Origin of the sequence: uncultured Thiohalocapsa sp. (assembly GCF_913063425.1) — a bacterium.
Lineage (GTDB): Bacteria > Pseudomonadota > Gammaproteobacteria > Chromatiales > Chromatiaceae > Thiohalocapsa.
The window spans coordinates 38,710-63,324 of the sequence record NZ_CAJXYK010000013.1 but is presented as its reverse complement, the minus strand read 5'-3'; the positions used below and the strand labels follow the sequence as shown (position 1 = coordinate 63,324).

23 protein-coding genes are annotated in these 24,615 nt (G+C 68.6%); 10 read left to right on the top strand and 13 right to left on the bottom strand.

Annotation, left to right across the window (positions count from 1 at the left end; all coding sequences use genetic code 11):
• Positions 1-18: 18 nt before the first annotated feature.
• Positions 19-1,383, bottom strand: a complete 1,365-nt coding sequence (gene rimO / locus QZ607_RS09490; RefSeq protein WP_295882162.1) for a 30S ribosomal protein S12 methylthiotransferase RimO — start codon at positions 1,381-1,383, stop codon at positions 19-21.
• Between the two features lie 312 nt (positions 1,384-1,695).
• Here rimO and QZ607_RS09485 point away from each other — a divergent pair, with 312 nt between their 5' ends.
• The 9 genes from QZ607_RS09485 to QZ607_RS09445 all read left to right on the top strand — a co-directional run bounded on the left by QZ607_RS09485 (position 1,696) and on the right by QZ607_RS09445 (position 9,728).
• Positions 1,696-1,836 carry a hypothetical protein gene (locus tag QZ607_RS09485; protein ID WP_295882161.1) on the top strand — a complete coding sequence of 47 codons (141 nt, stop codon included), beginning with the start codon at positions 1,696-1,698 and terminating at the stop codon, positions 1,834-1,836.
• A gap of 43 nt (positions 1,837-1,879) precedes the next feature.
• Positions 1,880-2,320 (top strand): FKBP-type peptidyl-prolyl cis-trans isomerase, encoded by a 441-nt coding sequence (locus tag QZ607_RS09480; RefSeq protein WP_295882160.1) that lies wholly within the window; start codon positions 1,880-1,882, stop codon positions 2,318-2,320.
• A gap of 126 nt (positions 2,321-2,446) precedes the next feature.
• Positions 2,447-3,193, top strand: a complete 747-nt coding sequence (locus QZ607_RS09475) for a YciK family oxidoreductase (protein ID WP_295882268.1) — start codon at positions 2,447-2,449, stop codon at positions 3,191-3,193.
• A 33-nt stretch (positions 3,194-3,226) separates the two neighbouring features.
• On the top strand, positions 3,227-3,868 hold the full coding sequence (locus tag QZ607_RS09470; RefSeq protein WP_295882159.1) for a hypothetical protein: 642 nt from the start codon (positions 3,227-3,229) through the stop codon (positions 3,866-3,868).
• Between the two features lie 101 nt (positions 3,869-3,969).
• Positions 3,970-4,935: a 1-deoxy-D-xylulose-5-phosphate synthase N-terminal domain-containing protein gene (locus QZ607_RS09465; protein WP_295882158.1), complete on the top strand. Its 966-nt coding sequence runs from the start codon at positions 3,970-3,972 to the stop codon at positions 4,933-4,935.
• Positions 4,936-5,076: 141 nt separating this feature from the next.
• A complete protein-coding gene (locus QZ607_RS09460) occupies positions 5,077-6,030 on the top strand; it encodes a hypothetical protein (protein ID WP_295882157.1) in 954 nt (317 codons plus the stop codon).
• Positions 6,031-6,224: 194 nt separating this feature from the next.
• Positions 6,225-8,216: a tetratricopeptide repeat protein gene (locus tag QZ607_RS09455; protein WP_295882156.1), complete on the top strand. Its 1,992-nt coding sequence runs from the start codon at positions 6,225-6,227 to the stop codon at positions 8,214-8,216.
• 103 nt (positions 8,217-8,319) lie between these two features.
• Entirely contained in the window at positions 8,320-9,330 is a 1,011-nt protein-coding gene (locus QZ607_RS09450) for a transketolase C-terminal domain-containing protein (RefSeq protein WP_295882155.1), read from the top strand.
• A 116-nt stretch (positions 9,331-9,446) separates the two neighbouring features.
• Entirely contained in the window at positions 9,447-9,728 is a 282-nt protein-coding gene (locus QZ607_RS09445) for a cupin domain-containing protein (protein ID WP_295882154.1), read from the top strand.
• A gap of 107 nt (positions 9,729-9,835) precedes the next feature.
• Here QZ607_RS09445 and larE read toward each other — a convergent pair whose 3' ends face one another.
• A complete protein-coding gene (gene larE / locus QZ607_RS09440; protein WP_295882153.1) occupies positions 9,836-10,627 on the bottom strand; it encodes an ATP-dependent sacrificial sulfur transferase LarE in 792 nt (263 codons plus the stop codon).
• Positions 10,628-10,999: 372 nt separating this feature from the next.
• Here larE and QZ607_RS09435 point away from each other — a divergent pair, with 372 nt between their 5' ends.
• On the top strand, positions 11,000-11,497 hold the full coding sequence (locus tag QZ607_RS09435) for a DUF302 domain-containing protein (protein ID WP_295882152.1): 498 nt from the start codon (positions 11,000-11,002) through the stop codon (positions 11,495-11,497).
• 125 nt (positions 11,498-11,622) lie between these two features.
• On the opposite strand, the gene QZ607_RS09430 is transcribed toward QZ607_RS09435, so the two are convergent.
• From QZ607_RS09430 to QZ607_RS09380, 11 genes are all read right to left on the bottom strand, one after another.
• Positions 11,623-13,140: an oligosaccharide flippase family protein gene (locus QZ607_RS09430; RefSeq protein ID WP_295882151.1), complete on the bottom strand. Its 1,518-nt coding sequence runs from the start codon at positions 13,138-13,140 to the stop codon at positions 11,623-11,625.
• A 36-nt stretch (positions 13,141-13,176) separates the two neighbouring features.
• Positions 13,177-14,085 carry a tetratricopeptide repeat protein gene (locus QZ607_RS09425; RefSeq protein WP_295882150.1) on the bottom strand — a complete coding sequence of 303 codons (909 nt, stop codon included), beginning with the start codon at positions 14,083-14,085 and terminating at the stop codon, positions 13,177-13,179.
• A gap of 259 nt (positions 14,086-14,344) precedes the next feature.
• Entirely contained in the window at positions 14,345-16,594 is a 2,250-nt protein-coding gene (gene parC / locus QZ607_RS09420) for a DNA topoisomerase IV subunit A (protein WP_295882148.1), read from the bottom strand.
• A 42-nt stretch (positions 16,595-16,636) separates the two neighbouring features.
• On the bottom strand, positions 16,637-17,155 hold the full coding sequence (locus tag QZ607_RS09415) for a phosphatidylglycerophosphatase A (protein WP_295882146.1): 519 nt from the start codon (positions 17,153-17,155) through the stop codon (positions 16,637-16,639).
• Positions 17,156-17,281: 126 nt separating this feature from the next.
• Positions 17,282-18,250 (bottom strand): thiamine-phosphate kinase, encoded by a 969-nt coding sequence (thiL, locus tag QZ607_RS09410; protein WP_295882145.1) that lies wholly within the window; start codon positions 18,248-18,250, stop codon positions 17,282-17,284.
• Between the two features lie 32 nt (positions 18,251-18,282).
• Positions 18,283-18,780 carry a transcription antitermination factor NusB gene (nusB, locus tag QZ607_RS09405; RefSeq protein ID WP_295882143.1) on the bottom strand — a complete coding sequence of 166 codons (498 nt, stop codon included), beginning with the start codon at positions 18,778-18,780 and terminating at the stop codon, positions 18,283-18,285.
• Positions 18,780-19,247 (bottom strand): 6,7-dimethyl-8-ribityllumazine synthase, encoded by a 468-nt coding sequence (ribE, locus tag QZ607_RS09400; RefSeq protein ID WP_295882141.1) that lies wholly within the window; start codon positions 19,245-19,247, stop codon positions 18,780-18,782. The genes nusB and ribE overlap by 1 nt, the downstream gene beginning before the upstream one ends.
• 44 nt (positions 19,248-19,291) lie before the next feature.
• Positions 19,292-20,404 (bottom strand): bifunctional 3,4-dihydroxy-2-butanone-4-phosphate synthase/GTP cyclohydrolase II, encoded by a 1,113-nt coding sequence (gene ribBA, locus QZ607_RS09395; RefSeq protein WP_295882139.1) that lies wholly within the window; start codon positions 20,402-20,404, stop codon positions 19,292-19,294.
• Between the two features lie 196 nt (positions 20,405-20,600).
• Entirely contained in the window at positions 20,601-21,260 is a 660-nt protein-coding gene (locus QZ607_RS09390; protein ID WP_295882137.1) for a riboflavin synthase, read from the bottom strand.
• Positions 21,261-21,307: 47 nt separating this feature from the next.
• Positions 21,308-21,970: an outer membrane lipoprotein chaperone LolA gene (gene lolA, locus QZ607_RS09385; protein WP_295882135.1), complete on the bottom strand. Its 663-nt coding sequence runs from the start codon at positions 21,968-21,970 to the stop codon at positions 21,308-21,310.
• A gap of 4 nt (positions 21,971-21,974) precedes the next feature.
• Positions 21,975-24,590: a DNA translocase FtsK gene (locus QZ607_RS09380; protein WP_295882134.1), complete on the bottom strand. Its 2,616-nt coding sequence runs from the start codon at positions 24,588-24,590 to the stop codon at positions 21,975-21,977.
• Positions 24,591-24,615: the final 25 nt, after the last annotated feature.

The window sequence follows — 24,615 nt, the reverse complement described above, 5'->3', positions numbered from 1 at the left end:
ACGCCGTCCCCACGGCCCTCAGTCGCAGACCGGCTCCCCGATGAGGTCGTGCTCCAGGCTGGCGGTGATGTCCACCTCGATGAAATCACCCGGCATAAGCTCCCAGGCACCGTCGATGATGACGCTGCCGTCGATCTCCGGGGCATCGGCATAGCTGCGGGCGATGACCTGGTCTTCGAGCACCTCATCCACCAGCACGGTCATGCGCTGGCCGACCCGGGCGGCGAGCTTGGCGCGGCTGATCTCGGCCTGGGCGGCCATGAAGCGCGCCAGGCGCTCCTGCTTCACGGGCTCCGGCACCGGGTCCGGCAGCGCGTTGGCGGCGGCGCCCGTCACGGGCGAGTAGGCGAAGCAGCCGACACGATCGAGCCGGGCTGCCTCCAGAAAGGCCAGCAGCGCCTCGAAGTCGGCCTCGGTCTCGCCGGGGAAGCCGACGATGAAGGTGCTGCGCATGACGAGCTCCGGGCAGATGCGCCGCCAGTCGGCCAGGCGCTCCAGCACCTTCTCGGCGGCCGCCGGCCGGCGCATGGCCTTGAGCACGGCGGGGCTCGCGTGCTGGAGCGGCATATCCAGGTAGGGCAGGATCAGGCCGTCTGCCATCAGCGGCACCAGCCGGTCCACATGTGGGTAGGGGTAGACGTAGTGCAGCCGCACCCAGGCGGGCAGCTCGCCGAGGCCGCGGGCGAGGCTCTCGATGTCGGTGCGCAGCGGCCGGCCCTGCCAGAAGTCGGTGCGGTACTTCAGGTCCAGCCCGTAGGCGCTGGTGTCCTGGGAGATGATGAGCAGCTCCCGCACACCGCCGTCCACCAGCCGCGCCGCCTCGGCGAGCACCTGCCCCACGGGGCGGCTCACCAGGTCACCACGCATGCTCGGGATGATGCAGAAGCTGCAGCGGTGGTTGCAGCCCTCGGATATCTTCACGTAAGCATAGTGGGCCGGTGTGAGCTTGATGCCGGTTTCCGGCAGCAGGCTCGTGAAGGGCGCCGCCGGATGCGGCTCGGGGCGCGGCAGGTGCAGGTGCACCGCGTCCATCACCTCGTCGTAGGCATGTGGGCCGGTGACGGCGAGCACCCGTGGATGGGTCTCCTGGATCAGCTCCGCGCGCGCGCCGAGGCAGCCGGTGACGATGACCTTGCCGTGCTGGTCCAGCGCCTCGCCGATGGCAGCAAGGGACTCGTCCACCGCGGCATCGATGAAGCCGCAGGTGTTCACCACCACCAGATGGGCGCCGTCATAGCTCGGCGAGATGCCGTAGCCCTCGGCCCGCAGCTGGGTGAGAATCCGCTCCGAATCCACGGTGGCCTTGGGGCAGCCGAGGCTGACGAAGCCCACCCGCGGGGATTGCTCGGAGACGGCGTGCGCGGCGTCTGCTGGCTGTGACATCTGGCTCTGATTCCTGCGCTTTTTGGGACCGACAGCATAGCAATGCTGCGCCGCCCGGTCGCCGGGTCCGCTGGGGCGTGACAGCGGCTGCGGGCGCACCGCCGGCCATCCCGGCCTGCCGCTGTGGTCTGCGTCGCCGACGGGCCGCGACAACGCCGTGACTGAGCCCTTGATTCCGACAAATATTCACGGGTAATCTAGCGACGCTCTAGGTATTAACCCCAGGTGCCGGCGCAACGGCCCTCAGGGTGGCGAGTCGCCGCCGCTGAGCCGCCCGACCAACTGCCCGCGGATCAGGTGAGGATCCAGGTGATGAAGAACTGCAAGCTCTGTCGTCTCAGCAAGGTGTGCAACGATCTGCCCGGCTTTTGTATGCTGATCCCGTACTTGACCATCGCCGTCGTCACCGTCAGCGTCGGCTATCTGTTCGTCACCCAGGAGCTTCTGGCCTGACGCCGCCGGGGCGGTGCCGGCCACCGGCTCGCCGTCCTTGCCCATGACCGCCGACGCACCGCGCATCGGCCCGCACAGCCGGGTCATACTGCACTTGTCCCTGACGCTGGAGGACGGCACCGAAGTGCTCTCCACGTTCGCCGGGGAGCCGCTCAGCTTCGTCATGGGCGACGGCACCCTGGCACCGGGCCTGGAGGAGATGCTGCTCGACCTGCCGGCGGGCTCGGACACCCAGTTGCTCGCCGAGGGCGCCGCGGTCTTCGGCGCCGTGGACCCAGGCCTGGTACACGACCTGCCCGTCGATGACCTGCCGCCGGGCTTCGCCGCGGAGCCCGGGCAAGTGATCGCCTTCGAGACCCCGGGCGGACAGGAGACGCCGGGCACCGTCCTGGCCGTGACGGACACGCACCTGCGCGTGGACTTCAACCACCCCCTTGCACGCCGCGGTCTGCGCGCGCGGGTGCAGATCCTCGCCGTGAGCTGACGCAGCCTGGGCACACCGAGCCCGCGCTGCGCGATTGCGTTTCCCCATGGGTTGCCGGGCAACGAAGTGTTAGCCTAGCGGGCTTTCATCTTGACCGCGTCAGGCCCCGCAGTGCCCCGCCCGACCATGCAGGACTACCAGCCAAGCCCGGATCTGCTGCGCGACCGCGTCGTGCTCGTCACCGGTGCCGTGGAGGGCATCGGCCGCGCCGTCGCCCGCGCCGCCGCCCGCCATGGTGCAACCGTGGTGCTGTGCGCCAAGGAGGAGGACCGGCTGGAAGGCGTCTACGACGAGATCGAGGCCGACGGCAGTCCGGAGCCCGCGAGCCTGCCGCTGGACCTGGCAACGGCGGACGAGCAGCTCTGCCTGGGCGTCGCCACCACCCTGGGCGATGAGTTCGGGCGCCTGGACGGGCTGGTGCACTGCGCAAGCTACGTGCCCTTCCTGAGCCGCATCGACGACTACGACGCCAAGGAATGGGAGCGGGTCACCCGCGTCAACCTCACCGCGCCCTTCCTGCTCACCCAGGCCTGCATGCCGCTGCTGCGGGCGGCGGAGGACGCCTCCGTCGTCTTCACGTCAGACCGCGTCGGCCGCCGCGGGCTCGCCTATTGGGGCGCCTTTGCGGCGGCCAAGTTCGGCATCGAGGGACTGACCCAGGTGCTGGCGGAGGAGACCCGCGACAGCACCCGCATCCGGGTGAACAGCCTGGACCCCGGCATCCTGCGCACGGCCCAGCGCCGTCAGCTCTATCCCGGCGAGGACCCGAACACCCTGCCGACGCCGGAGGTGGCCGTGCCCGCCTACCTCTGGCTGCTCGGCACGGATGGCGCCGGCACCACCGGGCAGGCGCTTTCGGCGCAGGCCGACTGAGCGGCCCCCGGGTCAGACGCCGGCTGCGCACCCATGACGACTGATCGGCGGACTGATCGTCTGGCCTACGCCGGGCTCTGGCTGGCGCTGGTGGGCTACTGGCTCCTGTTCTCGCCGCCGGCGCCGGCGGACTTCCTGGGCGAGGTCACGGCGCTGGCGCTGGCGGATACGAGCCGGGTGGACCCCATCGCAATCGCCGTCTTCAATCTGCTCGGGCTCCTGCCCACGGCCTTCCTCGCCATCCTGCTCTACGACCCGGGCCGCCCGCACTCCCCGGTTGGTCCCTGGCCGTTTGCCATCGGCGCCTATTTTCTGGGCGGCATCATCCTGCTGCCCTACCTGGTGCTGCGCAACACCCGGGCGCCGCTGAAGACCGCCCCCGGCGCCTTCGTGCGCGCCATCGGCTCGCCGGTGGCGGGCTGGATCATGCTCCTCATCGGCGTGGGCCTGGTGGGCTTTGCGCTGGTGGCCGGCAGCCCGGCGGCCTTCGCAGCGCAGTTTGCCGGCTCACAGTTCATCGCCGTCATGACCGCGGACCTGATCGCGCTGACCACCGCCCTGCACCTGGCCGCCCTGACCGACCGCCGCCGGCGTGGGCTCGGGCCTGCGCCCGCCTGGCAGCAGGTGCCGTTGTTCGGCCCCGTACTCTACCTGGCGACAAGACCCGGGCACTGAGGCTCCTGTCCATCCCGGCATTGCCCGCACGCCAGGCGGACTACAATGCCGCAGCAAGCCGAGCCGCGACCACCACAGCTCACCGACCCATGCCCGAGGCCATGCCACAAGCCGCACAACGCCCGCCCGCAGCCCCCGACGTCGGCATCCCCCCCGACGCGACAGCCGCAGCCGTCCGCCGCGTCGCCGATGCGGTGCGCCGCCGCGTGCTGGATTACACGCTCAAGAACAACGGCGGCTACCTGAGCCAGGCCTGCTCGTCCGCGGAGACCCTGGCGACGCTGTATCTGCGCGTCATGCGGCTCGGCGCGAGCCAAGCACCGCTGGTGCCGCGACCCTTCGCCGGTGTGCCGGGGCCGAGCAACCCGGACGCCTTCACCGGCGCCGACTACAACGGGCCGCAGGGGCCGGCGCTGGACCGTTTCATCTTCTCGCCGGTGCACTATGCGCTGGTGCTCTACTCCCTGCTCATCGAGCTGGGGCGGCTTGGCCCGAACGGACTCGACGCCTTCAACCAGGACGGCAGCACCGTGGAGCTCATCGGCGCAGAGCACTCCCCGGGGCATGAGGTCACCGCCGGCTCCCTCGGCCAGGCCCTGAGCCAGGCCGGCGGCATCGCGCTGGCACGCCGACTGAAGGGGGAGACGGGTCGGGTCTGGGTGTTCATGTCCGACGGCGAATTCCAGGAGGGCCAGACCTGGGAGGCCTTCGCGGCGCTTGCGCACCACCGGATCGGTAACCTGGGCGTCTACATCGACGCCAACGCCCAGCAGTGCGACGGCGCCATGGCCGAGGTCATGACCATCGAGCCGCTGGCGGAGCGCCTGCGCGCCTTCGGCGCCGACGTGCACGAGGTGGACGGGCACGACAGCGACGCGCTGGCGGCCGCGGCAGACGGCTTCGGCACCGGCGACCGCCCGCTTGTGGTCATCGCCCGCACCGACCCCTGCCGCGGCATCGAGCTCATGCGCAAGCGCGCACCGAAGCTGCACTACCTGCGCTTCACGTCGGACGCGGAGCGCCGGGCCTACGAGAACGCGCTGAATTCCTGGGTGCGCGGGGATTAAGCGCACTCTTCCGCAAACAGCTCACGGCTCAGAAATGGTAAAACACAGTTTCGACGCCTAGGGACGACGTCCGCTGCCTGAGGGTATACCCGGGCGAGTAGCCCACTGAGGTTCGCACACCCAGTCGAAGAGAAGAGTCGTATGGATACTCAAGCGTATCTTGTCCGCCAGAGCCGCTCCGTCGATCCGATAGAGGCCGCCGTTGCCGACAATTGCCGTTTTGATGAACGGGCGTCCGCAGCCCGCTGGCAGCAATTTCTGGAGATCTTGGAGCAGGTGCTGGAAGACCCGGAGGACTTGGTGCCTGGTGACTGGGCTGAAGCGAATACCAAGCACCTCGACCAGTATGTTGCGGGTCCGAAGGTCTCGGTTCCGGACGCCTTCCTCGCCATCAACCGCGACGCCTGGTTGACCGGCATCGGCAACAACCCCAACCAGAGCCTTGTGCGCATCGAATCGCTGACACGCGCCCTCAATAACGCCCAGCTATCCCTGGAAGCACTGCGGGACATCCTGACCCGAGCAGATTCCGGTCGCGACTCGGATGCCCAGAAGGCGGCCGACAGCTTCTTCTCGTCATGGAGCTCAGCGCGGGATGGGCGACCCGCCTTCGCGGCCTTCTATGACGAAGTGAAGGAAGAGGCGGATGCCGACGACTGGCCGCATGCTCTTCGAGACCGGCTTGGCCTCGGCCACTACGGCACCGACGGTGGCGCGCCCATGCCGGTCGCATTGATGCGCTACCGGCTTGCAGAGGTGATCTCTGCGCAAGCAGACGCGAAGCTGCCGATCGCCGCCGCCCTGCCGACCGTCCTGGACGGTGGCATGCATGAATTCTTTTTCCCAGTGCCGCGCGAAGAAACCTACGGTGCCACCCTGCATCTGCTGCCCGAGCAAGCCGATACGCTCACCTGCGAGATCATCCACTGCCGCATCGAGTACACCCGCCCGCACCTGTGGAAACTCGGCTGGATTCACCAACCTCATGCCTGCAAAGATGCTCAGCTGCAAGACGCGCGCGATCTCCACCTGATCGCGTTGCAGGACGCCAGCGGCCGTGACGACTTCGGTGAGCCCATGCAGGGTCGCACATGATCGGGCGCTGGCGTGAGCAGTTCGCGCGGGATCCCGAGCGCGCCGTGGCCGATCTGTTCAGCGGTCGCGCCGGCGTCGGCTCCGGGCTGCGACTGGACGTCCCGGACCTGTTGTACCAAGCGTTTCCGGAGCAGCCCGAGCTGGCAGCGGATCGGCGCCGGCTTGACGACGCGCTGCTGGCGTGGCTCACGACCATGCGTCGCGACTATGCCCGGCAGGTGCAACGACTCGGGTTTGCGGTGTACGGCAAGCGGCTCTGTGATGCACTGCTGGCGCTGCAGCTGCTGAATCTGCCGAGCACCCGCTACCAAATCCGCCAGACCCGGGACGCCTGGCTGCGCTGGCTCACGCCGCTGCGGCTGGGATCCGACCGCGACCCGGCGTTGGAGTGCTGGCGGCTGCTGACACGCGACCAGCCGGACAGCGCGGACACGGCCACCTGGCTGCATTTGGCCGCCGATCCGCGCCCCGAGTACCTCAACACGGCGCTGGTCGGTTTGCGGAACCTGCCGAACGAGCACGACGCCCGCCGCAACCAGGTCCTGATGCTCAACGCCCTGCTGCGCCATGCGCAGGTCACATATCCGGACGCCCAAGCGGGTCGAGCCTTCGTCAACCGCGAGCTTGCCGCCCTGCGGGGGCGCGGCGGCGACTACCCCCGGTCCCCGCAGCACTGGCAATCAGTACTGTCGGAGGCGCTGGACGGATTCGCGGGACCGGGCGCGGAGCGCAGGGCGCGCGACCTCGCCGACGCTTTGCGCAAACCGCTGAACCAGGCGCGGACCGGTGGCCGACAACGAGGCGCGGGCGTGCAGCCTGCTGCCAAACAGGACCGTGAGCTGCTGGAGCATGACATCAAGGCGGCTCTACTGCCGGCTGAACAGTTGGCTGAGCGCCTGTTCCGACTCCTGGAACAGAATCGTGTCTACGCGGTACAAACCGGCGACAGCTACTTCTTCGTCCGCACACTGCACAATCTGGGCGGTCGCTTGCTCCAGCAGGAAAAGATACCTGCGGATCGGCTCGACCACTTCGGTACTCTGGTGGAACAGGCGCTGACCTGGGAGCCACTCAATCCCTACTGCTGGATGCTGTGGGCAGATTGGTTCATCGCCGTCGGCCGCCAAGATCCCCGAGAATGGGTCCTGCGCGAGATGGCGCGGCTGTTTCCGGACGACGCGCATACGCGGGTCGAGCTCGCCCGGCTGCTCATCCGGCGCGGCGAGCCGCACTGGGACGAGGCGGAGCGCTGGCTGCGACAGGTCGCCGACCGTAACCGAGACCACGAGCATTCCCGGGTCGTGCTCGCCCGCCTGCTCATCCGGCGCGGCGAGCCGCACTGGGACGAGGCGGAGCGCTGGCTGCGACAGGTCGCCGACCGTGATCCGACGAATGCGCCATCAAGAATCGTACTTGCGGCCTTACTGGAACGACGCGGACAGCGGGACCTGGCCATCGAGCTGCTGGCGGGCTTCGTCTCGCGGTATCCAGAGAACGCAGCAGCGCAACAGCTTCTGGAGAAGCTGCAAGGCGAAGTGGCAGCCAATATGGATTTCGACCCGTACATGGATGCGGGAGAGCCTGCGGAAGACGCTCAGCTGGAGCACCGCGAGCCCAAATCCGTCAGCGACACCGCTGTTCAGGGAGTGCCCATGCATACGCAGTCCCGTGCGATCGATGAGATCAAGCGACGCGCACTGCTGTCGGCAGAATTGACAGACGCCCGCCTGGCAACGCAGGGGGATGGTCCCGACCTGTTCGAGCGGATTGCAGAGATCAGGGCGCAGGCCGAGCAGGGTGATGCACTGGCAGGCCTCTATCGGCAGTGGCTGGAGCCGGATACGGTCTTGGAGCCGCCGCCCTATGCTTGGGCCTGGCGTACCTGCCGTCTTTGGCAAACAGCGGCACATGCGGATGCTTGGGCGCAGATGGAACAAGAGTTTCCGCAGACCGCCATGGAGAGCGGCTTTCTCCATCTGCTCGCGACACGCGATGAGGCTCAGCTGATACGCTGGCGGGCTCGCTTCGGCGAAGCCGAGGTCGGCTCCGCCCATCCTGCCGCCAAAACCATGCGCCGCACCATGGACCGGCTCGATAATCTGACAGATGACGACCGCAACGAGGTCGCCCTCGCCGTGATGGCCAGTGCTGCGCTGGACGTACCGGACTTCGCCACCCACGCGTGACGTCGGCAAAACCGCCACGATCGCACGGTGCGACTGCATTGCCGTACTCACGGGTTCATGCCATGCGCGCGCCGAACCGCAACACGATAAGAGAGCCGGCTCCATGACCGAGACCGTCACCCGCCCGCACCGCGATCATCTGGTGCGCTGGGCTGCGGACAAGCCCGAGGTGCTGGTGCTGTCCGCGGACCTGACCTCCTCCTGCGAGGCCGACGCCTTCCGCGATGCGTATCCGCAGCGGTTCTTCTCCCTCGGTATGGCGGAGCAGAACATGATGGGCTTCGCCGCCGGCCTCGCCCGGGAGGGGTTCTTTCCGTACATCCACACCTTCGCGGTGTTCGTCACCCGCCGGCCGTTCGATCAGGTGGCCATGGCCATCGCCTACCCCAACCTGCCGGTGCGGCTGGTGGGCTTCCTGCCCGGGCTCACGACGCCGGGCGGCGTCACGCACCAGGCCATCGACGATGTCGGCCTGATGCGCCTCATCCCCAACATGACGGTGCTCGAGGCGGGCGATGCCACCGAAGTGACCTCCATCCTGGACGTGGCCCAGGCAGTGGACGGCCCCGTCTACATCCGCCAGCTGCGCGGTGAGGTGCCGCGGCTGTTCCCGGCGGATGAGCCCATGCGCCTGGGTCGTGCCCGGCTGCTGGCGGACGGCGACGACCTGTGCGTGATCTCCAGCGGCATCTGCACCGAGGAGGCCCTGCGCGCCACGGCGGCGCTCCAGGACCGGGGTCTCGGCGTGCGGCACCTGCACGTGTCGACGCTGAAGCCCTTCGACGACCCGGCGGTGCTGGAGGCCCTGTCCGCTGTGCGCGCCGGTGTCGTCACCATGGAGAACCACAGCATCATCGGCGGCCTCGGCGCTGCGGTGGCGGAGCGCATGGCCGGGCACGGCATCGGCCGCCGGCTGCTGCGGCTCGGGCTGCGGGACACCTACGCCCATGGCGCGAGCCGGCCCTATCTGCTGCGCGAGTACGGCCTGGACGCGGCGGCACTGGTGCGGGCGGCGGAGGATCTCACCGGCACGCGCCTCGACATCGACGAAGCGGACCTCGCGGCGGTCCGCGTCGGCACCCTCACCGCGGCCGAGAAGACCGAGGACCTGTAAAGGCTGCCGGGCTGCTGGGCCGCCTGCCACCCCTTTGATTCCGGACGGCCCGCCCGGATTTGGCAGCGGGGCGCGGTCGCCGCCCGCCTGAATCCGTTCATGAAGGAGACCATCCCATGTCAGACCTGGAAATCCTCTGCGAGCGCAAGCCCTCACCCGCCAAGCTGGAGGTGCTGGGCGTGGAGCAATGGCCCATCTGGAAGAAGGAGCCCTCCACCTTCCCCTGGACCTACGATCAGACCGAGACCTGCTACATCGTCCGCGGCAAGTTCACGGTGACGCCGGAGGGCGGCGAGCCGCAGCAGTTCGGCCGCGGGGATCTGATCACCTTCCCGGCAGGGCTGGCCTGCACCTGGGACATCACCGAGGCGGTGGAGAAGCATTACGATTTCCAGTGAGCGGCGGCCGGACGCCCGGCGGCCGCCTGCTGACACCTCAGGCTTGACACCTCAGGCCTGACTCCGCCCGCCTGAGATCACAGTCTTGACACCGCCGGGCTGAAGCCTCATGCCCCCGGATCGTCCATGCTGCCGTGCTGGTAGCCGAACAAGTCCAGCGCGACATAGCGGAAACCGAGCCCGTGCAGTGCCGAACCGATCTCGTCCGCGTGCCGGATGAGGCGCTCGCGCTGCGGCGCGGCCACCTCGATGCGGGCGAGACTGCCGTGACTGCGCACCCGCACGGACTCGAACGCCATGCCCGCGAGCAGGCGCTCCGCTTCCTCCACCCGCTGCAGCTCGCGCATGGAGATGGGGTGGTTGTGGCGCAGACGGGTCAGCAGACAGGCGTTGCTGGGCTTGCGCCAGGTGGGCAGATCGAGCGTCTCGGAGATGGCGCGCACCCGCGCCTTATCGATGCCGTGGCGGATGAAGGGCGTGCCGATGCCGAGCTCGCGCAGCGCGTGCAGACCCGGGCGGCTCTGCTCGGCATCGTTCAGGTTGCTCGCATCCACCAGGGTGTCGAGCCCGAGCCGCCCGGCGCGCTCGCGCAGCAGCTCGTACATGCGATACTTGCAGCGATAGCAGCGGTCTGGTGGGTTGTTCTCCATGCCCTCGGGCATGTCCATTTCCACCAGCTCGTGACGCAGCCCCATGGCGGTTGCCAGGGCCACCGCATCGCCGATCTCCTGGCGCACCATGTAGGGCGTGACGGCGGTGAGGGCCACAACCCGCTCCGCTCCCACGGCTTCACGCGCACAGGCGAGCATGAGCGTGCTGTCCACCCCGCCCGAGAATGCCACGGCCACGCCGCGGGCTTCGCGCAGGCCGTCCACGACGGCATCGAGCTTCGCATCCATCTGTATCCTCCCCATCTGCTTCCCCTTATGATGTTCTGTCTGCTTCCATCCCGTCGGTCGGCCGGTCTCCTGACTCAGCGGCGGCGCCGGCACGGCCCGCCCGCGGCCGACCTGGGAGTATAGGGGATTCCAGGGTGGGCATGGCTGCACGCGGTTTGTGGCACGGTGGCGCCTGCTCCGGGTCAGCTCGTGCGCCCGCCGCGATTGGCAGGCCCGCGCCAAGGCGTCACAATTGGCTCCCGCGCCGGCGCCTGCCGCGGGCGCCTTGAGTGGTTCTGCGCCCCCTCGGGCCGGCGCAGGTGACAACGATAGCCGCCGTCGGATGCACAGGAGCCACCCCGGCCGACGGCTGTAAGAGGAGACCTCGTTCCGATGCGTAACCCAATCATGCCGATCCTTGTCCTGCTGTCCATGCTGCTGGGCGCGCCCATCAGCGCCACCGCGGCGGAGGGGATCTCCATCGCCGAGACGGTGCTGAAGATGCCGCTGGCGGACGATGTTTCCATGGACGATGCGGTGGATTCGATGAAGCTCCGCGCCAATACCCTGAACTTCAAGCTCGTCGCCCATCTGCCGCTGTACAAGGAGCTGGAATCCATGGGCATCGAGAGCAAGCGCATCGAGATCTTCCAGTTCTGTGACGCCCGCATCGCCAACGAGATGGTCATCTTCAATCCGGACTTCTCCGCCTATCTGCCCTGTCGCATCACCCTGATCGAAGACGCGGAAGGCAAGCCGTGGCTGGTGACCCTCGACCTCGGCAAGATCATCCCCAGCGCCAACCTGTCGCCGGAGCTGCTGGAGAAGGCGGAAATGGTGCGGGACAAGATCGAGTCCATCATGACGGCCGGGGCCAACGGCGAGCTTTGAGGCCTGACCTGGGCTGAGCCCACGGCATCCACGGTCCCATCCCCGGTGGGACCGCTCCCGGAACTGACTGCCTGCGACGAGAACGGCTGCGCGGGGTCGGGACCGATGTCGATCCGATGTGCCCGTCACAACGCCAGCAGCTGACGCAGCCGGCGCGCCACCCGCGAATTGACCCGACCCAGGCTCTCGGTTGCGAGATCCGCGACGGCTCGCAGCGGCCCATGTGAGCGCCACAGGCGCGCGAGCAGGCCAAGCGCCGCCGCAAAGCAGACGAGTATCGCGGCACAGATCCCTGCCAGGCGCAGCAAGGCCCCAGGCCCGGACAGGTCCGGCACCACCCAGGCGACGACAGACCCCGCCAGTACGCCGATGGCGGCGGCAGCCAACGGCGGCAACAGTGCATGCAGGGTCTCGCGAGGCCGCACCGCAAGCTGCGAGCGTGCCACCAGCCGATGCAGCCACAGCGTCATAACGGCCTCCCGCAGGGAGATGCCGGCGGCGATGGCCACCAACCCCCAGGGGGCCAGCGCGAAGACGGCAATCACCGTCAGCCCGAGCGTGACCAGATTGGCCACCGCCAGCTCGCGCACCAGACCCTGCGCGTTCACCACCCCCCGCAGTGACACCGCCACCGCGAGCGCCATACCCCCCAGCGCCATCACCTGCACCGGCATCCCGGCACCTGCCCAGGCGCTGCCGTAGAGCAGCTCGATGGCCAGTGGCCCCGCCACCAGCAGCAAAGCCAGCATCGGAAAGGTCACCACGCAGATGGCGGTGAGCGCCTTGAAGAATTGCGCTCTGGAGGCGGCAGCATCGTCCTGGATGCGGGCGAGGGCCCCGAGCAGCAGCGGGCCCAGGCTCTCACCGAACTGATCCGTGGGGATCCGCGCGAGGGAGTAGGCGCGGTTGTAGAGGCCCAGATGGGCCGCCCCAAGCAGCGCGCCGATGATCATGTTGTCGATGCGGCTTGCCGACGCCCCGATCAGGCTGTTGACGGCGGCGTAGCGCGCGTAATGCAAGAGCGGCGTCACCGGCCGCAGCGCAGGCCCACAGGGTCGCCAGCCCAAGGCGCGAAAGATGCTGACGCCGTTCACCGCCATGCTGACAATCCCGGCAAGCACAAGGCTGTAGACGCCGAGGCCGCTCAACGCCGCCGCCAAGGAGACGACCGCCGAGGCGTTGAACGCCAGGATGTTCATCCGCGCCACTTCGGCGAAGCGCATCTCGCGGCGCAACAGCGCGAAGCCCACCGCCGTGTAGGGCATGAGCAGCAGGCCGAGGCTCGTGGCCAGCAGCACCGGCCGGAACGCCGCCGCATCGTAGAAGACCGCCAGCTGCGCCGACAACAGCCAAGCAGCGAGCACCGCCAGGAAGGTCAGGGACGTGATGGTCCAGAAGACCGCGTCGATGGCCTCAGGCGTCAGGGATCGCGCCTGGAGCAGAGCCTGCGGAAACCCGAGCTGCGCCCCCAGCAACAGCAGCGAGGTGTAGGCGGTCACCGCGATGAAGACGCCGAAGTCCGCCGGCCCGAGGATACGGGCCAGCACGATGCCCAGGATAAACTGGCCTGCGGTCAGGTAGAGGCTGCCGGCGTAGCTCCACCAGGCCGCCTGACGGAGGCCGCCGCCCGCTGCCTCACCCATGCAGCCTCGGCGCTCCCCGCCGGCCGGGGGACGCCGTCAGTCCGCGCCTGTTCCGGCGTAGCTGTCCGGCAGCTTGCGCTTCAGCCTGTCCATTTTCATGCCCGCGGCCTCCGCGCGCTCCACGTACGCCTGCGCCTGCCTGTAATCGCCCAGGTCGAAGTAATAGTCGGCCAGGTAGAACAGCAGCGGCCCCGGCTTCGCGCCCGCCTCGAGCCCCTGCTCCAGATAGGCGATGGCCTCATTGATGTCGCCGCGCCGCTTGGTCAGCCGGCCCATGAGCACGTATGCATCCGTACTCTTCGGGTTCTGCTTCAGCACCCCGGCAAGCACCTCCATCGCCTCCTTATACTCACCCGCGCCGCCTACGGATTCCGCATAATTCAGCGACATCTGCTCCCAAAGCGGCTGACCCGGTCGCGAGCGCTTCAGCATGTAGTCAAACTGCGCGGCCGCATGCCGGAACCGCTCCCTGGCACTTAACCGAGCCTTGCGCAGCCACATCACATCCTTGGCCTGTGACAGCTTCGTGAGTCCAGAGCAATAATGATGCAGATGCTGCCAATCGGGGCCAATGGCGTTTCTCCAAAACGCGATCTGGCCTTCGTTGATGGGAAACTTCGTGTCCCACCAGCCCTTTCGATTGCGATGGAAATCGGACATCTTCGCCTTACAGAAGTCTGGGTACAAATAGTAATCCTTTTCTGTCGGCTGGAAGTTGAAGGCATAGGTCGCGGTCGGCAGCATCAGCAAGAAGCCAAACACCAAAGCAAGGGGGCTCAGCAGCAACGCTCGCCGGCGCTGCCGTGCGCCGGCACTGCGGCGATTGCCATCAGCAGAGGCGAGAGCAGAGCAGGCGAGGGCAGCAGACGCGAGGGCAGCCGACGGTTCCCGCCCATGCCCGCACGGCGTCCGTAAAGCAGTGCTCGTAGAAAAGACTGCATGCATGTCATTCACTCCGGGCCCGAAAGGGCGTCTTGAACCATCATGAGTGTGGGGTCTGGGGCCGACTCAGACCACAACCAACATTGCGATACCCTTACGCCCGACCCGTTGGGGAGGCCGCGGGGCAGCGCTTCCCGAGTACGCCGCCCAAAGGCTGAGAAAGCGGGCTCAGAGCCGGCGGCGCCGGTCTCGAGTGTTGGGCACACAGTGCAGCACCCTGGGCCAGCGAGCAAGGGCCAGCACGCCGGAGCAACGTCAGACCTCAAGCCGCCCGCAGGGCATCCACCCGCTGGAAGCCGCGCGGCAGCAGCGCCCCGCGCCGGCCGCGCTCACCAATATAGCGTTGCACGTCCTCGGGCTTCAGCGTCAGCGTGCGCTTACCCGCAATCACTGCGAGGCTCGCGGCCGCCGGCAACACGGCCAGGGCTGCAACAGTCTCTTCCCGTCCCTTCGCCCGCGCCGAGGGGATGCCGATGATCTTGTTGCCCTTGCCGCGCGCGAGCTGCGGCAGATCGGCCGCCGGGAAGGCCAGCAGGTGCCCGCTGCTGGTGGCGGCCACCACCAGGTCCGCGGCGCTCCCCGGCACCGGCACGGGCGGCAGCACCCGGGCGCCCGCAGGCAGCGTCAGCACCGCCTTGCCGCTCTTGGGCTTAGCAAACAGGTCCGCAAGGGTGCAGATGAAGCCATAGCCCGCATCCGACGCCAAGAGCCAGGTCGCCTGCGGCTCGCCGCCCAGCACGGCCACGAAGCCGGCACCGGGCGGCGGGTCCAGCCGACCGGTGAGGGGCTCGCCCTGCCCGCGGGCGGACGGCAGGGTATGCGCGGGCAGCGAGTAGGCACGGCCGGTGGAATCCAGGAAGACGGCAGGCTGATTGCTGCGCAGCCGCGCCACCCCGAGAAAGGCGTCACCAGCCTTGTAGGCAAGCCCGGAGGGGTCGATGTCGTGCCCCTTGGCCTGGCGCACCCAGCCCTTGGTGGACAGAATCACAGTCACCGCCTCGCTCGGACTCAGCTCCGTGTCGTTCAGGGCCTGCGCGCCGTCGCGCTCCACCAGTGGCGAGCGGCGCTCGTCGCCGTAGGTCTCCGCATCCTGCTCGATCTCCTCGATAATGAGGTCGCGGAGCCTCCCTGCGTCGCCCAATGTCGCCTGCAGCTGATCGCGCTCGGCCCGCAGCTCGTCCTGCTCGCCACGGATCTTGATCTCCTCCAGGCGCGCCAGCTGCCGCAGCCGGGTGTTCAGCACATACTCCGCCTGGGCGTCGGAGAGCTCGAAGCGGGCCATCAGCACGGGCTTCGGCTCGTCCTCGGTGCGGATGATGCGGATCACCTCGTCGATGTTGAGGAAGGCGATGAGCAGGCCTTCCAACAGATGCAGGCGCTCCAGCACCTTGTCCAGGCGATGCTGAAGCCGTCGGCGCACTGTGGCGCGGCGGTAGTCCAGCCACTCGCTCAGGATCTCCCGCAGGTTCATGACCCGCGGGCGCCCGTCCATGGCGATCATGTTGAGATTCACCCGGTAGCCCTTCTCCAGGTCCGTGGTGGCGAACAGGTGCGACATGAGCCGCGGCACGTCCACGCGGTTGGAGCGCGGCACGATAACGAAGCGGGTGGGGCATTCATGATCCGATTCGTCCCGCAGGTCCTCGATCATGGGCAGTTTCTTGGCCTGCATCTGGGCCGCAATCTGCTCCATGATCCGGTTGCCGGAGACCTGATACGGCAGCGCGCTGATGACGATCTCTCCCTGTTCCAGGCTCCAGCGGGCACGCTGCTTGATGCCGCCCTGGCCCGTCTCGTACAACCGCCTCAGCTCGTCCGCAGGCGTGACGATCTCCCCGGCGGTGGGCAGGTCCGGCCCCGGCACGTGCCGCATCAGCTCCGCGACCGTGGCGTCAGGGTGCCGGAGCAGGTGAATGCAGGCGCGGGCCACCTCGCGCAGGTTGTGCGACGGGATGTCCGTGGCCATGCCGACGGCGATGCCGGCGGCGCCGTTCAGCAGCAGGTTCGGCAGCCGGGCGGGCAGGAGCTTCGGCTCTTCCAGGGTGCCGTCGAAGTTCGGCTGCCAATCGACGGTGCCCTGCCCCACCTCCGCCAGCAGCACTTCCGAGTAGCGGGCCAGCCGCGCCTCGGTGTAGCGCATGGCCGCAAAGGACTTGGGGTCGTCCGCGGAGCCCCAGTTGCCCTGGCCGTCGATGAGCGGATAGCGGTAGCTGAAGGACTGGGCCATCAGCACCATGGCCTCGTAGCAGGCGGAGTCCCCGTGCGGATGGAACTTGCCCAGCACGTCGCCGACGGTGCGCGCGGACTTCTTGAACTTGGCCGTCGCCGAGAGGCCAAGGTCCGACATGGCGTAGAGGATGCGCCGCTGCACCGGCTTCAGCCCGTCCCCGACATGCGGCAGCGCACGGTCGAGAATGACGTACATGGAATAGTCCAGATACGCCCGCTCGCTGAACAGGTGCAGCGGGAGGCGCTCCAGCCCCTCCGGATTCGGCGTGGTCAGATCGCTCATGGGTACAGCCGCCGGACGCCCTGCGCTGGCCCGCGTGCCGCGTCAGTGGGCACCGGCACCGCGCAGCGAGGCCTCCACCATCATCCACATGACGTGCAGGATGAGCCAGGTGTACAGGCCGGCCACGAGGTCGTCCAGCATGATGCCGATGCCGCCCTTGAAGCGCCCTTCGAAGCTCGCAATGGGCCAGGGCTTGGTGATATCGAAGGCACGGAACAGCGCAAAGCCGGCGATGAGCCACATAATGCCCGCGGGGGCGGCGATCATCGCAATCAGGAAGCCCACGACTTCGTCCCAGACGATGGCAGGCGGATCATCTGCGCCGAGCTCCTCCGCCACGCTCCCCACCGCCCAGACACCGGCGGCGAACAGGCCGGCGACGACAAGCACGTAGAGCGCCACCGGCAGCATGGACAGGATCAGGTACAGCGCCACGCCCACGAGCGTGCCCACGGTGCCCGGCGCCTTGGGGGCAAGGCCGGCACCGAAGCCGAAGGCGAGCAGGTGCTTGGGATCGGAGGTGTTGAAATTGGGTGCTGTGGTCTCTGCGGATGCGTTCATCATGGGCTCCTTACCCAACGGCAATGATCAGGATCAAGAAAATGTTCATGGCGCCGCGCATTGTCGCACAGCCGCACCTGTCCGGGCGGGCCGAGCCGCGCATCCGCGGCCGCCGACATGCCCACATCAGGCCGTCGCGAAGTGATCGTAACCGCGGCCCCGGGGCTGCCAAGGGGTCCCGTCGGCATGCACGCAGCGCAGGCCGCTGCCCGACTCGATCTCGCCGATGGTGGTGAGCGGGCACCCCGCGGCGGCCGCCAGCACCGGCAGCTGCCCCGCGGCGGCCCGCGGCAGGGTGAAGCAGAGCTCGTAGTCGTCGCCGGCGGCGAGCGGCAGCGTCCAATCGTCCGCTGCGGCGACGGCCGCCGCCACCTGATCCGTCAGGGGCAATCGGTCCAGCTCCACCCGCGCGGCACAGCCGCTCGCCGCCAGCACATGCCCCAGGTCCGAGAGCAGCCCGTCCGACAGGTCAATGGCGGCGGTGGCAAGGCCGCGCAGCACCTCGCCCAGGGCCACCCGCGGCGTCGGCCGCTCCAGGCGGCGGCGCAGATAGTCGTCCACGGGCTCCCCCGCCAACAGGTGCCGCAGCGCCAGGCCCGCGTCACCCAAGGCACCGCTTACGCAGACGAGATCGCCGGGGCGGGCGCCGTCCCGGCGCAGTGCATGGTCCATGGGCACGAAGCCATGCGCCTGCACCGTGACCGTCAACGGCCCGCGGGTGAGGTCGCCGCCCACCAGGCGCACGTCCTCGGCCGCCGCCAGCTCGCCGAAGCCGCGGGCGAAGGCCGCGAGCCAATCCTCGTCCGCCGCCGGCAGCGTCAGCGCCAGCGTGGCCCAGGCGGGCTCGGCGCCGACGGCGGCGAGGTCGCTCAGGTTCACGGCGAGCGCCTTCCAGCCGAGGGCCGCCGGATCGCAGTCCGGCAGGAAATGGACGCCGGCCACCAGGGTATCGATGCCCACGGCCAGCTCCCGCCCGGGCGGCACCCGCAGCAGCGCGCAGTCGTCGCCCACGTCCACCCGCACATCGTCGCGGGCGGCGCCGACGCCGGTGAGGCAGCGGCGGATCAGATCGAATTCGGAGACGTCCGGGCGCAAAGCGATTCCAGCCTCAGTACCCCGCGCGCCCGTCAGCGCGTGCCGGCGGCACGGCCGTCGCCCCGCACCTGTCGGGCGAGCCTGTCCAGCACCCCATTGACGTAGCGGTGGCCCTCGCTGGCGCCGAACTCCCGGGCCAGGTTCACCGCCTCGTTGATGATGACCCCCACGGGCAGCTGCGGCGAGTACAGCAGCTCATAGGTGCCCATGCGCAGGATGTTGCGCTCCACCGGGTCCAGGCTGGTGACGGCGCGGTCCAGCAGTGGGCGCAGGGCGTCGTCGATGGCATCCGCGTGCTCCGCGGCGCCGCGCACGAGCTCGCTGAACAGCTGGGCGTCCCAGCGCGCAGGGGTCGGGGTGTCGGCATCCGCATCGCCCGTCTCGCCGAGCAGGTCCTCGGCCACGGCAGCGGCCCAGGCCGGGTCGTCCAGGAAGTGGCGCACCACCTCCGCCGGGTCCTGGGCGCTCAGCTGCCACTGGTAGAGGGCCAGCAGCGCATAGCGGCGGGCTTCGCTGCGCGGACCGGCCATCAGTCCAGCTGCCGCAGCAGATCGACCATCTCCAGTGCCGACATGGCCGCTTCCGCCCCCTTGTTGCCGGCCTTGGTACCGGCGCGCTCGATGGCCTGCTCGATGCTGTCCACGGTGAGCACACCGAAGGCCACGGGCACCGCGTGCTTCAGGCTCACCTGGGCGATGCCCTTGACGCATTCGCCGGCGACGTACTCGAAATGCGGGGTGCCGCCGCGGATGACGGCGCCGAGCGCAATGATGGCGTCGAACCCGCCCTTGGCGGCGATGCGCTCGATGGTCACCGGCATCTCGAAGGCACCGGGCACCCGCACGATGGTGAGATTCGCCTCATCGGCACCGTGGCGCAGCAGGGTGTCGATTGCGCCCTTCTCCAGGCTCTCGACGATATAGCTGTTCCAGCGCGACACCACCAGGCAGAAGCGGCCCTGGTCCGCGCGCAGCACGCCTTCGACGGTCTTGATCATGGTCTGTTACCGAAACGGGTTGAGGTGGTCTCGGGGGACGCCGCTCAGCTGCCCACGTACTCCACCACTTCGAGGTCGAATCCGGAGATGCCGTGCATGGCCTTGGGCGCGCTCATGACGCGCATCCTGCGCACGCCCAGATCGGCCAGGATCTGCGCGCCGATGCCGTAGGTGCGAAGCTCGCTGCGGTCCGTGCGCAGGGGTGGGGCCAATTCCTCGCGCTCCAGATTGCACAGCTGCCGCACCTTGCCCAGCACGTCATCCGAGCGGTCGCGGTTGCGCAGCACGACGATGACGCCCTCCCCCGCCTCCGAGATCTGCTGCATGACGTCCTTGAGGGGCCAGCCGCAGGCGGGGTGGTAGGCCCCGAACAGGTCGCACAGGGTGTTCTGCAGGTGCACACGCACCAGGGTGGGGCGATCCGGGGAGACCTCGCCCAGCACCAGGGCCAGGTGCACCTCGCCCTCGATGGTGTCACGGTAGGCGGTGACGTGGAAGTTGCCGAGCTCCGTCGGCAGCTCACAGCGCTCCTCGCGCATCACGGCCTTCTCGTTGGCGACCCGGTAATGGATCAGGTCCGCGATGGTGCCGATCTTGAGCCCGTGCTCGGCGGCGAAGGCCTCCAGATCCGGTCGCCGGGCCATGGTGCCGTCTTCGTTCAGCACCTCGACGATCACCGCAGCGGGCTCGAAGCCCGCGAGCCGCGCCAGGTCGCAGCCCGCCTCGGTGTGGCCGGCGCGCACCAGCACGCCGCCCGGCTGCGCCATGAGCGGGAACACGTGACCCGGCTGCACCAGGTCCGACGACTTGGCGTCCGGCGCCACCGCAGCACGGATGGTCTGCGCGCGGTCGGCGGCGGAGATGCCGGTGGTGACGCCGCGCGCCGCCTCGATGGACACGGTGAAGGCCGTGGCATGCGGCGCGTTGTTGGCGTTGACCATGAGCGGCAGGTGCAGGCGCTCGCAGCGGGCCTTGGTCAGCGTGAGACAGATGAGCCCGCGGCCGTACTTGGCCATGAAGTTGATGGACTCGGGCGTGACGCAGTCGGCGGCGATGAGCAGATCGCCCTCGTTCTCCCGGTCTTCATCGTCCATGATGACAACCATGCGGCCCGCGCGAAGGTCGCTGATGATCTCTTCGGTGGAATTGAGCGGCATGGCCAAAGGGGACGGGAGGGGGGCTGCGGGCGAGAACTGCGAAACAGCCCGTCAACTTATCACAGGCGCCCGGCAGCGTCACCGCTGGATGCGCGTCTTCGCTGCAATCGCGGGCGTGCAGGACAGCGCTCAGGCGCTGGCCATCGCACTTCACCGGGATGATCGCCCGGGGGGGCGCCGGCAGATGTCTCAGGCGTCAGCTCGCAAAACCATGCCGACGCAGGAATTCTTCCGTGATCCCCTCGACATTCCCATCCGCGGCGCGGTCACCCAGCAGCAGCCGCTCCAGGTAGCGCGCGACAAGGTCCACCTCCAGGTTGACCCGGGTGCCGGCGCGGTAGTCGCCGATGATGGTCTCTTGCAGTGTATGCGGCACGATGTTCAGGTCGAACACGCTGCCCACCACCCGGTTCACCGTCAGGCTGGTGCCGTCCACGCAAATGGAGCCCTTGTGCGCGATGTAGCGCGCCAGCTCGCCGGGGGCATGGATCTGCAGCCGCCAGGAGCGGGCGTCTTCGCGCACCTCCAGCACCTGCCCCACCCCGTCCACATGCCCACTCACCAGGTGACCACCCAGGGGCGTGGACAGCGTGAGCGCCGTCTCCAGGTTGACGCGCGCGCCGGGCCCGAGGGCGCCGAGCGTCGTGTGGTCCAGGGATTCCCGCGACACGTCGGCCGCAAAGTGGCCATCGTCCAGCTCCACCGCCGTAAGACACACACCGTTCACGGCGATGCTGTCGCCGAGGCTGACCCGGGTCAGGTCGAGGTCCGCCGCCCGCACGCGCAGGCGCATATCACCGCCGACGGGGGTGATGCGCTCGATGTGGCCGATGGCTTGGATCAGGCCCGTGAACATGTGGCGCTGTGCTGCCGGATGGTCATCAGCTCGTGCGGCACCGGCCGTCAATCCACTTGCAGAAAGTCGGCGCCGTCCGGGCGCTCGAACCGGAACATGGAATATTGGAGCTGCGGGTTACGATCCACGTCGGTGAAGATGAAGCGCGTCAGCTGACCGAAGCGGTCTTCCATCAGCAGCGTGTCCAGCTCGCCGTCCACGAAGCCGATCTGCAGCTTTGCCACGTCCGTGTCCTGGGTCTTCGGGATCAGCTCTGCCCAGGTGCGGTTGTCGTCACGGTTCAGGTTGCTGATATCGAAGTATTTCTCCGGCGGCTCGCGGCTCGCCAGCAGCTGCGCTGGGGTGCCGTCCAGCACCTGTTTCTGCCCGCGATGGGTGACCTGGTTCAGCTCCGTGTCGTGCATGTAGATGCGCTTGCCGTCGGCGACGATGCGCTGGGTGCTCGGGTTCTCATACTCCCACAGGAAGCGGTTGGGACGCAGCAGGTAGAAGGTCCCGCTCGCCTCCAGCGAGGCGCCCCCGTCGGCTGGAATGGTGATCTGACGGAAGTCCGCCTGCAGGCTGTTCAGGCCCCGCAGGTAGTCCGTGACCTCTTCAACGCCGTCGGCGACGGCCCCAGCCGCCGGCGCCGCCCAGGCGACGGCCAGCAGCAGCACATGGAACAGGAGCAGCGCCGGGCAGCGGCGCCGTTGCAGCAACGAGAACGACAAAATTTCAGCCCTCCACGGGCGTTGGTGCCAGGACTTCGCGGTTACCATTGGTCTCCGCCGGGCCGACGATACCGATGCGCTCCATCTCTTCAACCATCCGCGCTGCCCGGTTGTACCCGATCTTGAGCTTGCGCTGCACGCCGGAAATCGATGCACGGCGGCTCTCGACGACATACTGCACGGCTTCATCGAAGAGCGGGTCCTGATCTTCGACATCGCCGCCGCCCTTTGGCTCCGGGTCGATGCCCGGCAGGTGCTCGCCCGGCTCCTGCAGGATGTCGTCGATGTAGTCGGGCTCGCCCTGCTGCTTCAGGAAGTCTACGACGCGGTGCACCTCGTGGTCGTCCACGAAAGCGCCGTGCACCCGCTGCGGGATACTGCCGCCCGGCGGCAGGTAGAGCATGTCGCCGTGACCCAGCAGGTGCTCGGCGCCCATCTGGTCCAGCACGGTGCGGGAGTCCACCCGGGCCGAGACCTTGAAGGCCATGCGCGTGGGGATGTTGGCCTTGATGAGCCCGGTCAGCACGTCCACGGACGGCCGCTGGGTCGCCAGCAGCAGGTGGATGCCCGATGCCCGGGCCTTCTGCGCGAGGCGGGCGATGAGCTCCTCCACCTTCTTGCCCACCACCATCATCATGTCAGCCAGCTCATCGATGATGACGACAATGTAGGGCAGCTTGGTCAGGGTCGGGATTTCGGGCTCGCCCGTCGCGCCGAAGGCCGGCGCCATGTCGTCCGCCAGCTTGTAGAGCGGGTCCGGGATGGGCGCGCCGGCGTCGATGGCCTCCTGCACCTTGCGGTTGAAACCAGCGATGTTGCGCACGCCCAGCGCCGCCATGAGCTTGTAGCGGCGCTCCATCTCGCCCACGCACCAGCGCAGCGCATTGGCGGCTTCCTTCATGTCCGTCACCACCGGCGTCAGCAGGTGCGGGATGCCCTCGTACACCGAGAGCTCCAGCATCTTCGGGTCCACCATGATAAGGCGCACGTCCTCGGCGCTGGACTTGTACAGCAGGCTCAGGATCATGGCGTTGATGGCCACGGACTTGCCGGAGCCGGTGGTGCCGGCGATGAGCGCATGCGGCATGCGCCCAAGGTCCGCCACCACGGGCTCGCCGGCGATGTCCGTCCCCATGCCGATGGTGAGCGGAGACTTGGCCTCCACATAGGCGTGCGAGCCGAGCGTCTCGCTCAGGTACACCATTTCGCGCTGGTCGTTCGGCACCTCCAGCCCGATGACGGATTTGCCCGGGATCACTTCCACCACGCGCACGCTGACCTTCGACAAGGCGCGGGCGATGTCCTTGGCGAGCCCGGTGATCTTGCTCACCTTCACACCCGGGGCGAGCTCCAGCTCGAACAGCGCCACCACCGGCCCCGGGTGTACGGCGACCACCTCAGCCACGACGCCGAACTCCGCGAGCCGGGCTTCCAGCTCCCGCGACATGGCCTCCAGCTGCGCCGGACTCACGGCGCGGCTGCTCTTCTTCGGCGGGTCCAGCAGCTCCAGGGGCGGGCGGTCGCCGTATGCGCCGGCGAGCCGCGGCAGCGGTAATTGACGGCCGTCGGCCGAGGTTCTGCCGCGGCTGCGCTTCGCCGATGCCGGCGCCACGCGGTGCATCTCCGGGCTTGCCTGCGATGGCATCTCCGGGGCGGGCTCGGAGAACGCATCGGGGAGCCGTTGCTCAGTCGGTGCGAAGGGATCGGCCGCGGCCGGCTCCGGTATCGGCTCCGCCGCTGCGCGCCCGTAGAAGCTGGCGACATCGGTGAGTACGGCGTCATCGAGCGCTGCATCGTCGGGCTCGGCCGGCGAGCGGGCATCCTGGGGCCGGGTGCGGGCCGGCCCCAGCTCCGCCTCGGAAACCGTCCCGGTAACCGCCGGCTCCGGCGCGTCTTCAAGGTCCTCCGCCACGTCGTCGGCGTCGATCTCCGCAGCGTCGGCCGAGCGCCGGCGCGGCAGCCTGGGCATCGGGATGCGCCAGCGCATGCGCCCCAGCGCGCGCAGGCCCTGCACCGGCAGCCGGAACAGCGCCAGCGTGAGCCCGCCCAGGCCGTCCACCACCATCAGCGGGCTGATGCCTGTGGTGAGCAGGAAGCCCACCAGAAACAGTGCGGTGAGCGCGAGCGGCGCCCCCGCGCTGCCGAACCCCAGCACCGCATACTCGGTGACCAGGAGCCCGAGCCCGCCGCCGATGCCGTTCGGCAGCTCCGGCATCAGATGCGCGCCGTAGATGCTCGCGAGCGCCGCCCCGGCCGTCAGCAGCAGCAGGAAGCCCACCCAGCGCAGCACCAGCCAGAACAGCTTCGTCTCCGGCTCCGGCGCGCGCTGACGGAAGACGAGATAGGCGCTCCAGGCCACCATCACCGGCAGCAGATAGGCGAGAACGCCGAACAGGAACAGCGCGAAGTCCGCGAACACGGCACCGATGCGCCCGCCGGCGTTGGCGACGGAGCTGCTCTGGCCCACGTAGGACCATCCCGGGTCCTGCGGCGAGTAGCTCGCCAGTGCCACCACGAGGTACAAGGCAGCACAGACCAAGGTCCACATGGCGCCCTCGCGCCAGGCCCGGTCCAGATAATCCCCGAGGGTCAGTCGGCCTGCGCGCGTCGCCTGGCTCACGAGATACGCCTCCGCGGTGAAATGA

What these genes read in the sequence shown, in the direction of transcription:
- QZ607_RS09445 (WP_295882154.1), top strand. Translation starts at nt 9,447, where the DNA reads ATGTCAGACCTGGAAATCCTCTGCGAGCGCAAGCCCTCACCCGCCAAG.
- QZ607_RS09390 (WP_295882137.1), bottom strand. Translation starts at nt 21,260, where the DNA reads ATGTTCACGGGCCTGATCCAAGCCATCGGCCACATCGAGCGCATCACC.
- QZ607_RS09425 (WP_295882150.1), bottom strand. Translation starts at nt 14,085, where the DNA reads ATGCATGCAGTCTTTTCTACGAGCACTGCTTTACGGACGCCGTGCGGG.
- rimO (WP_295882162.1), bottom strand. Translation starts at nt 1,383, where the DNA reads ATGTCACAGCCAGCAGACGCCGCGCACGCCGTCTCCGAGCAATCCCCG.
- QZ607_RS09455 (WP_295882156.1), top strand. Translation starts at nt 6,225, where the DNA reads ATGCGTCGCGACTATGCCCGGCAGGTGCAACGACTCGGGTTTGCGGTG.
- QZ607_RS09430 (WP_295882151.1), bottom strand. Translation starts at nt 13,140, where the DNA reads ATGGGTGAGGCAGCGGGCGGCGGCCTCCGTCAGGCGGCCTGGTGGAGC.
- parC (WP_295882148.1), bottom strand. Translation starts at nt 16,594, where the DNA reads ATGAGCGATCTGACCACGCCGAATCCGGAGGGGCTGGAGCGCCTCCCG.
- QZ607_RS09450 (WP_295882155.1), top strand. Translation starts at nt 8,320, where the DNA reads ATGACCGAGACCGTCACCCGCCCGCACCGCGATCATCTGGTGCGCTGG.
- ribE (WP_295882141.1), bottom strand. Translation starts at nt 19,247, where the DNA reads ATGATCAAGACCGTCGAAGGCGTGCTGCGCGCGGACCAGGGCCGCTTC.
- larE (WP_295882153.1), bottom strand. Translation starts at nt 10,627, where the DNA reads ATGGATGCGAAGCTCGATGCCGTCGTGGACGGCCTGCGCGAAGCCCGC.
- QZ607_RS09475 (WP_295882268.1), top strand. Translation starts at nt 2,447, where the DNA reads ATGCAGGACTACCAGCCAAGCCCGGATCTGCTGCGCGACCGCGTCGTG.
- QZ607_RS09465 (WP_295882158.1), top strand. Translation starts at nt 3,970, where the DNA reads ATGCCACAAGCCGCACAACGCCCGCCCGCAGCCCCCGACGTCGGCATC.
- QZ607_RS09435 (WP_295882152.1), top strand. Translation starts at nt 11,000, where the DNA reads ATGCGTAACCCAATCATGCCGATCCTTGTCCTGCTGTCCATGCTGCTG.
- QZ607_RS09485 (WP_295882161.1), top strand. Translation starts at nt 1,696, where the DNA reads ATGAAGAACTGCAAGCTCTGTCGTCTCAGCAAGGTGTGCAACGATCTG.
- nusB (WP_295882143.1), bottom strand. Translation starts at nt 18,780, where the DNA reads ATGGCCGGTCCGCGCAGCGAAGCCCGCCGCTATGCGCTGCTGGCCCTC.
- QZ607_RS09480 (WP_295882160.1), top strand. Translation starts at nt 1,880, where the DNA reads ATGACCGCCGACGCACCGCGCATCGGCCCGCACAGCCGGGTCATACTG.
- QZ607_RS09470 (WP_295882159.1), top strand. Translation starts at nt 3,227, where the DNA reads ATGACGACTGATCGGCGGACTGATCGTCTGGCCTACGCCGGGCTCTGG.
- QZ607_RS09415 (WP_295882146.1), bottom strand. Translation starts at nt 17,155, where the DNA reads ATGAACGCATCCGCAGAGACCACAGCACCCAATTTCAACACCTCCGAT.
- QZ607_RS09460 (WP_295882157.1), top strand. Translation starts at nt 5,077, where the DNA reads ATGGATACTCAAGCGTATCTTGTCCGCCAGAGCCGCTCCGTCGATCCG.
- ribBA (WP_295882139.1), bottom strand. Translation starts at nt 20,404, where the DNA reads ATGCCGCTCAATTCCACCGAAGAGATCATCAGCGACCTTCGCGCGGGC.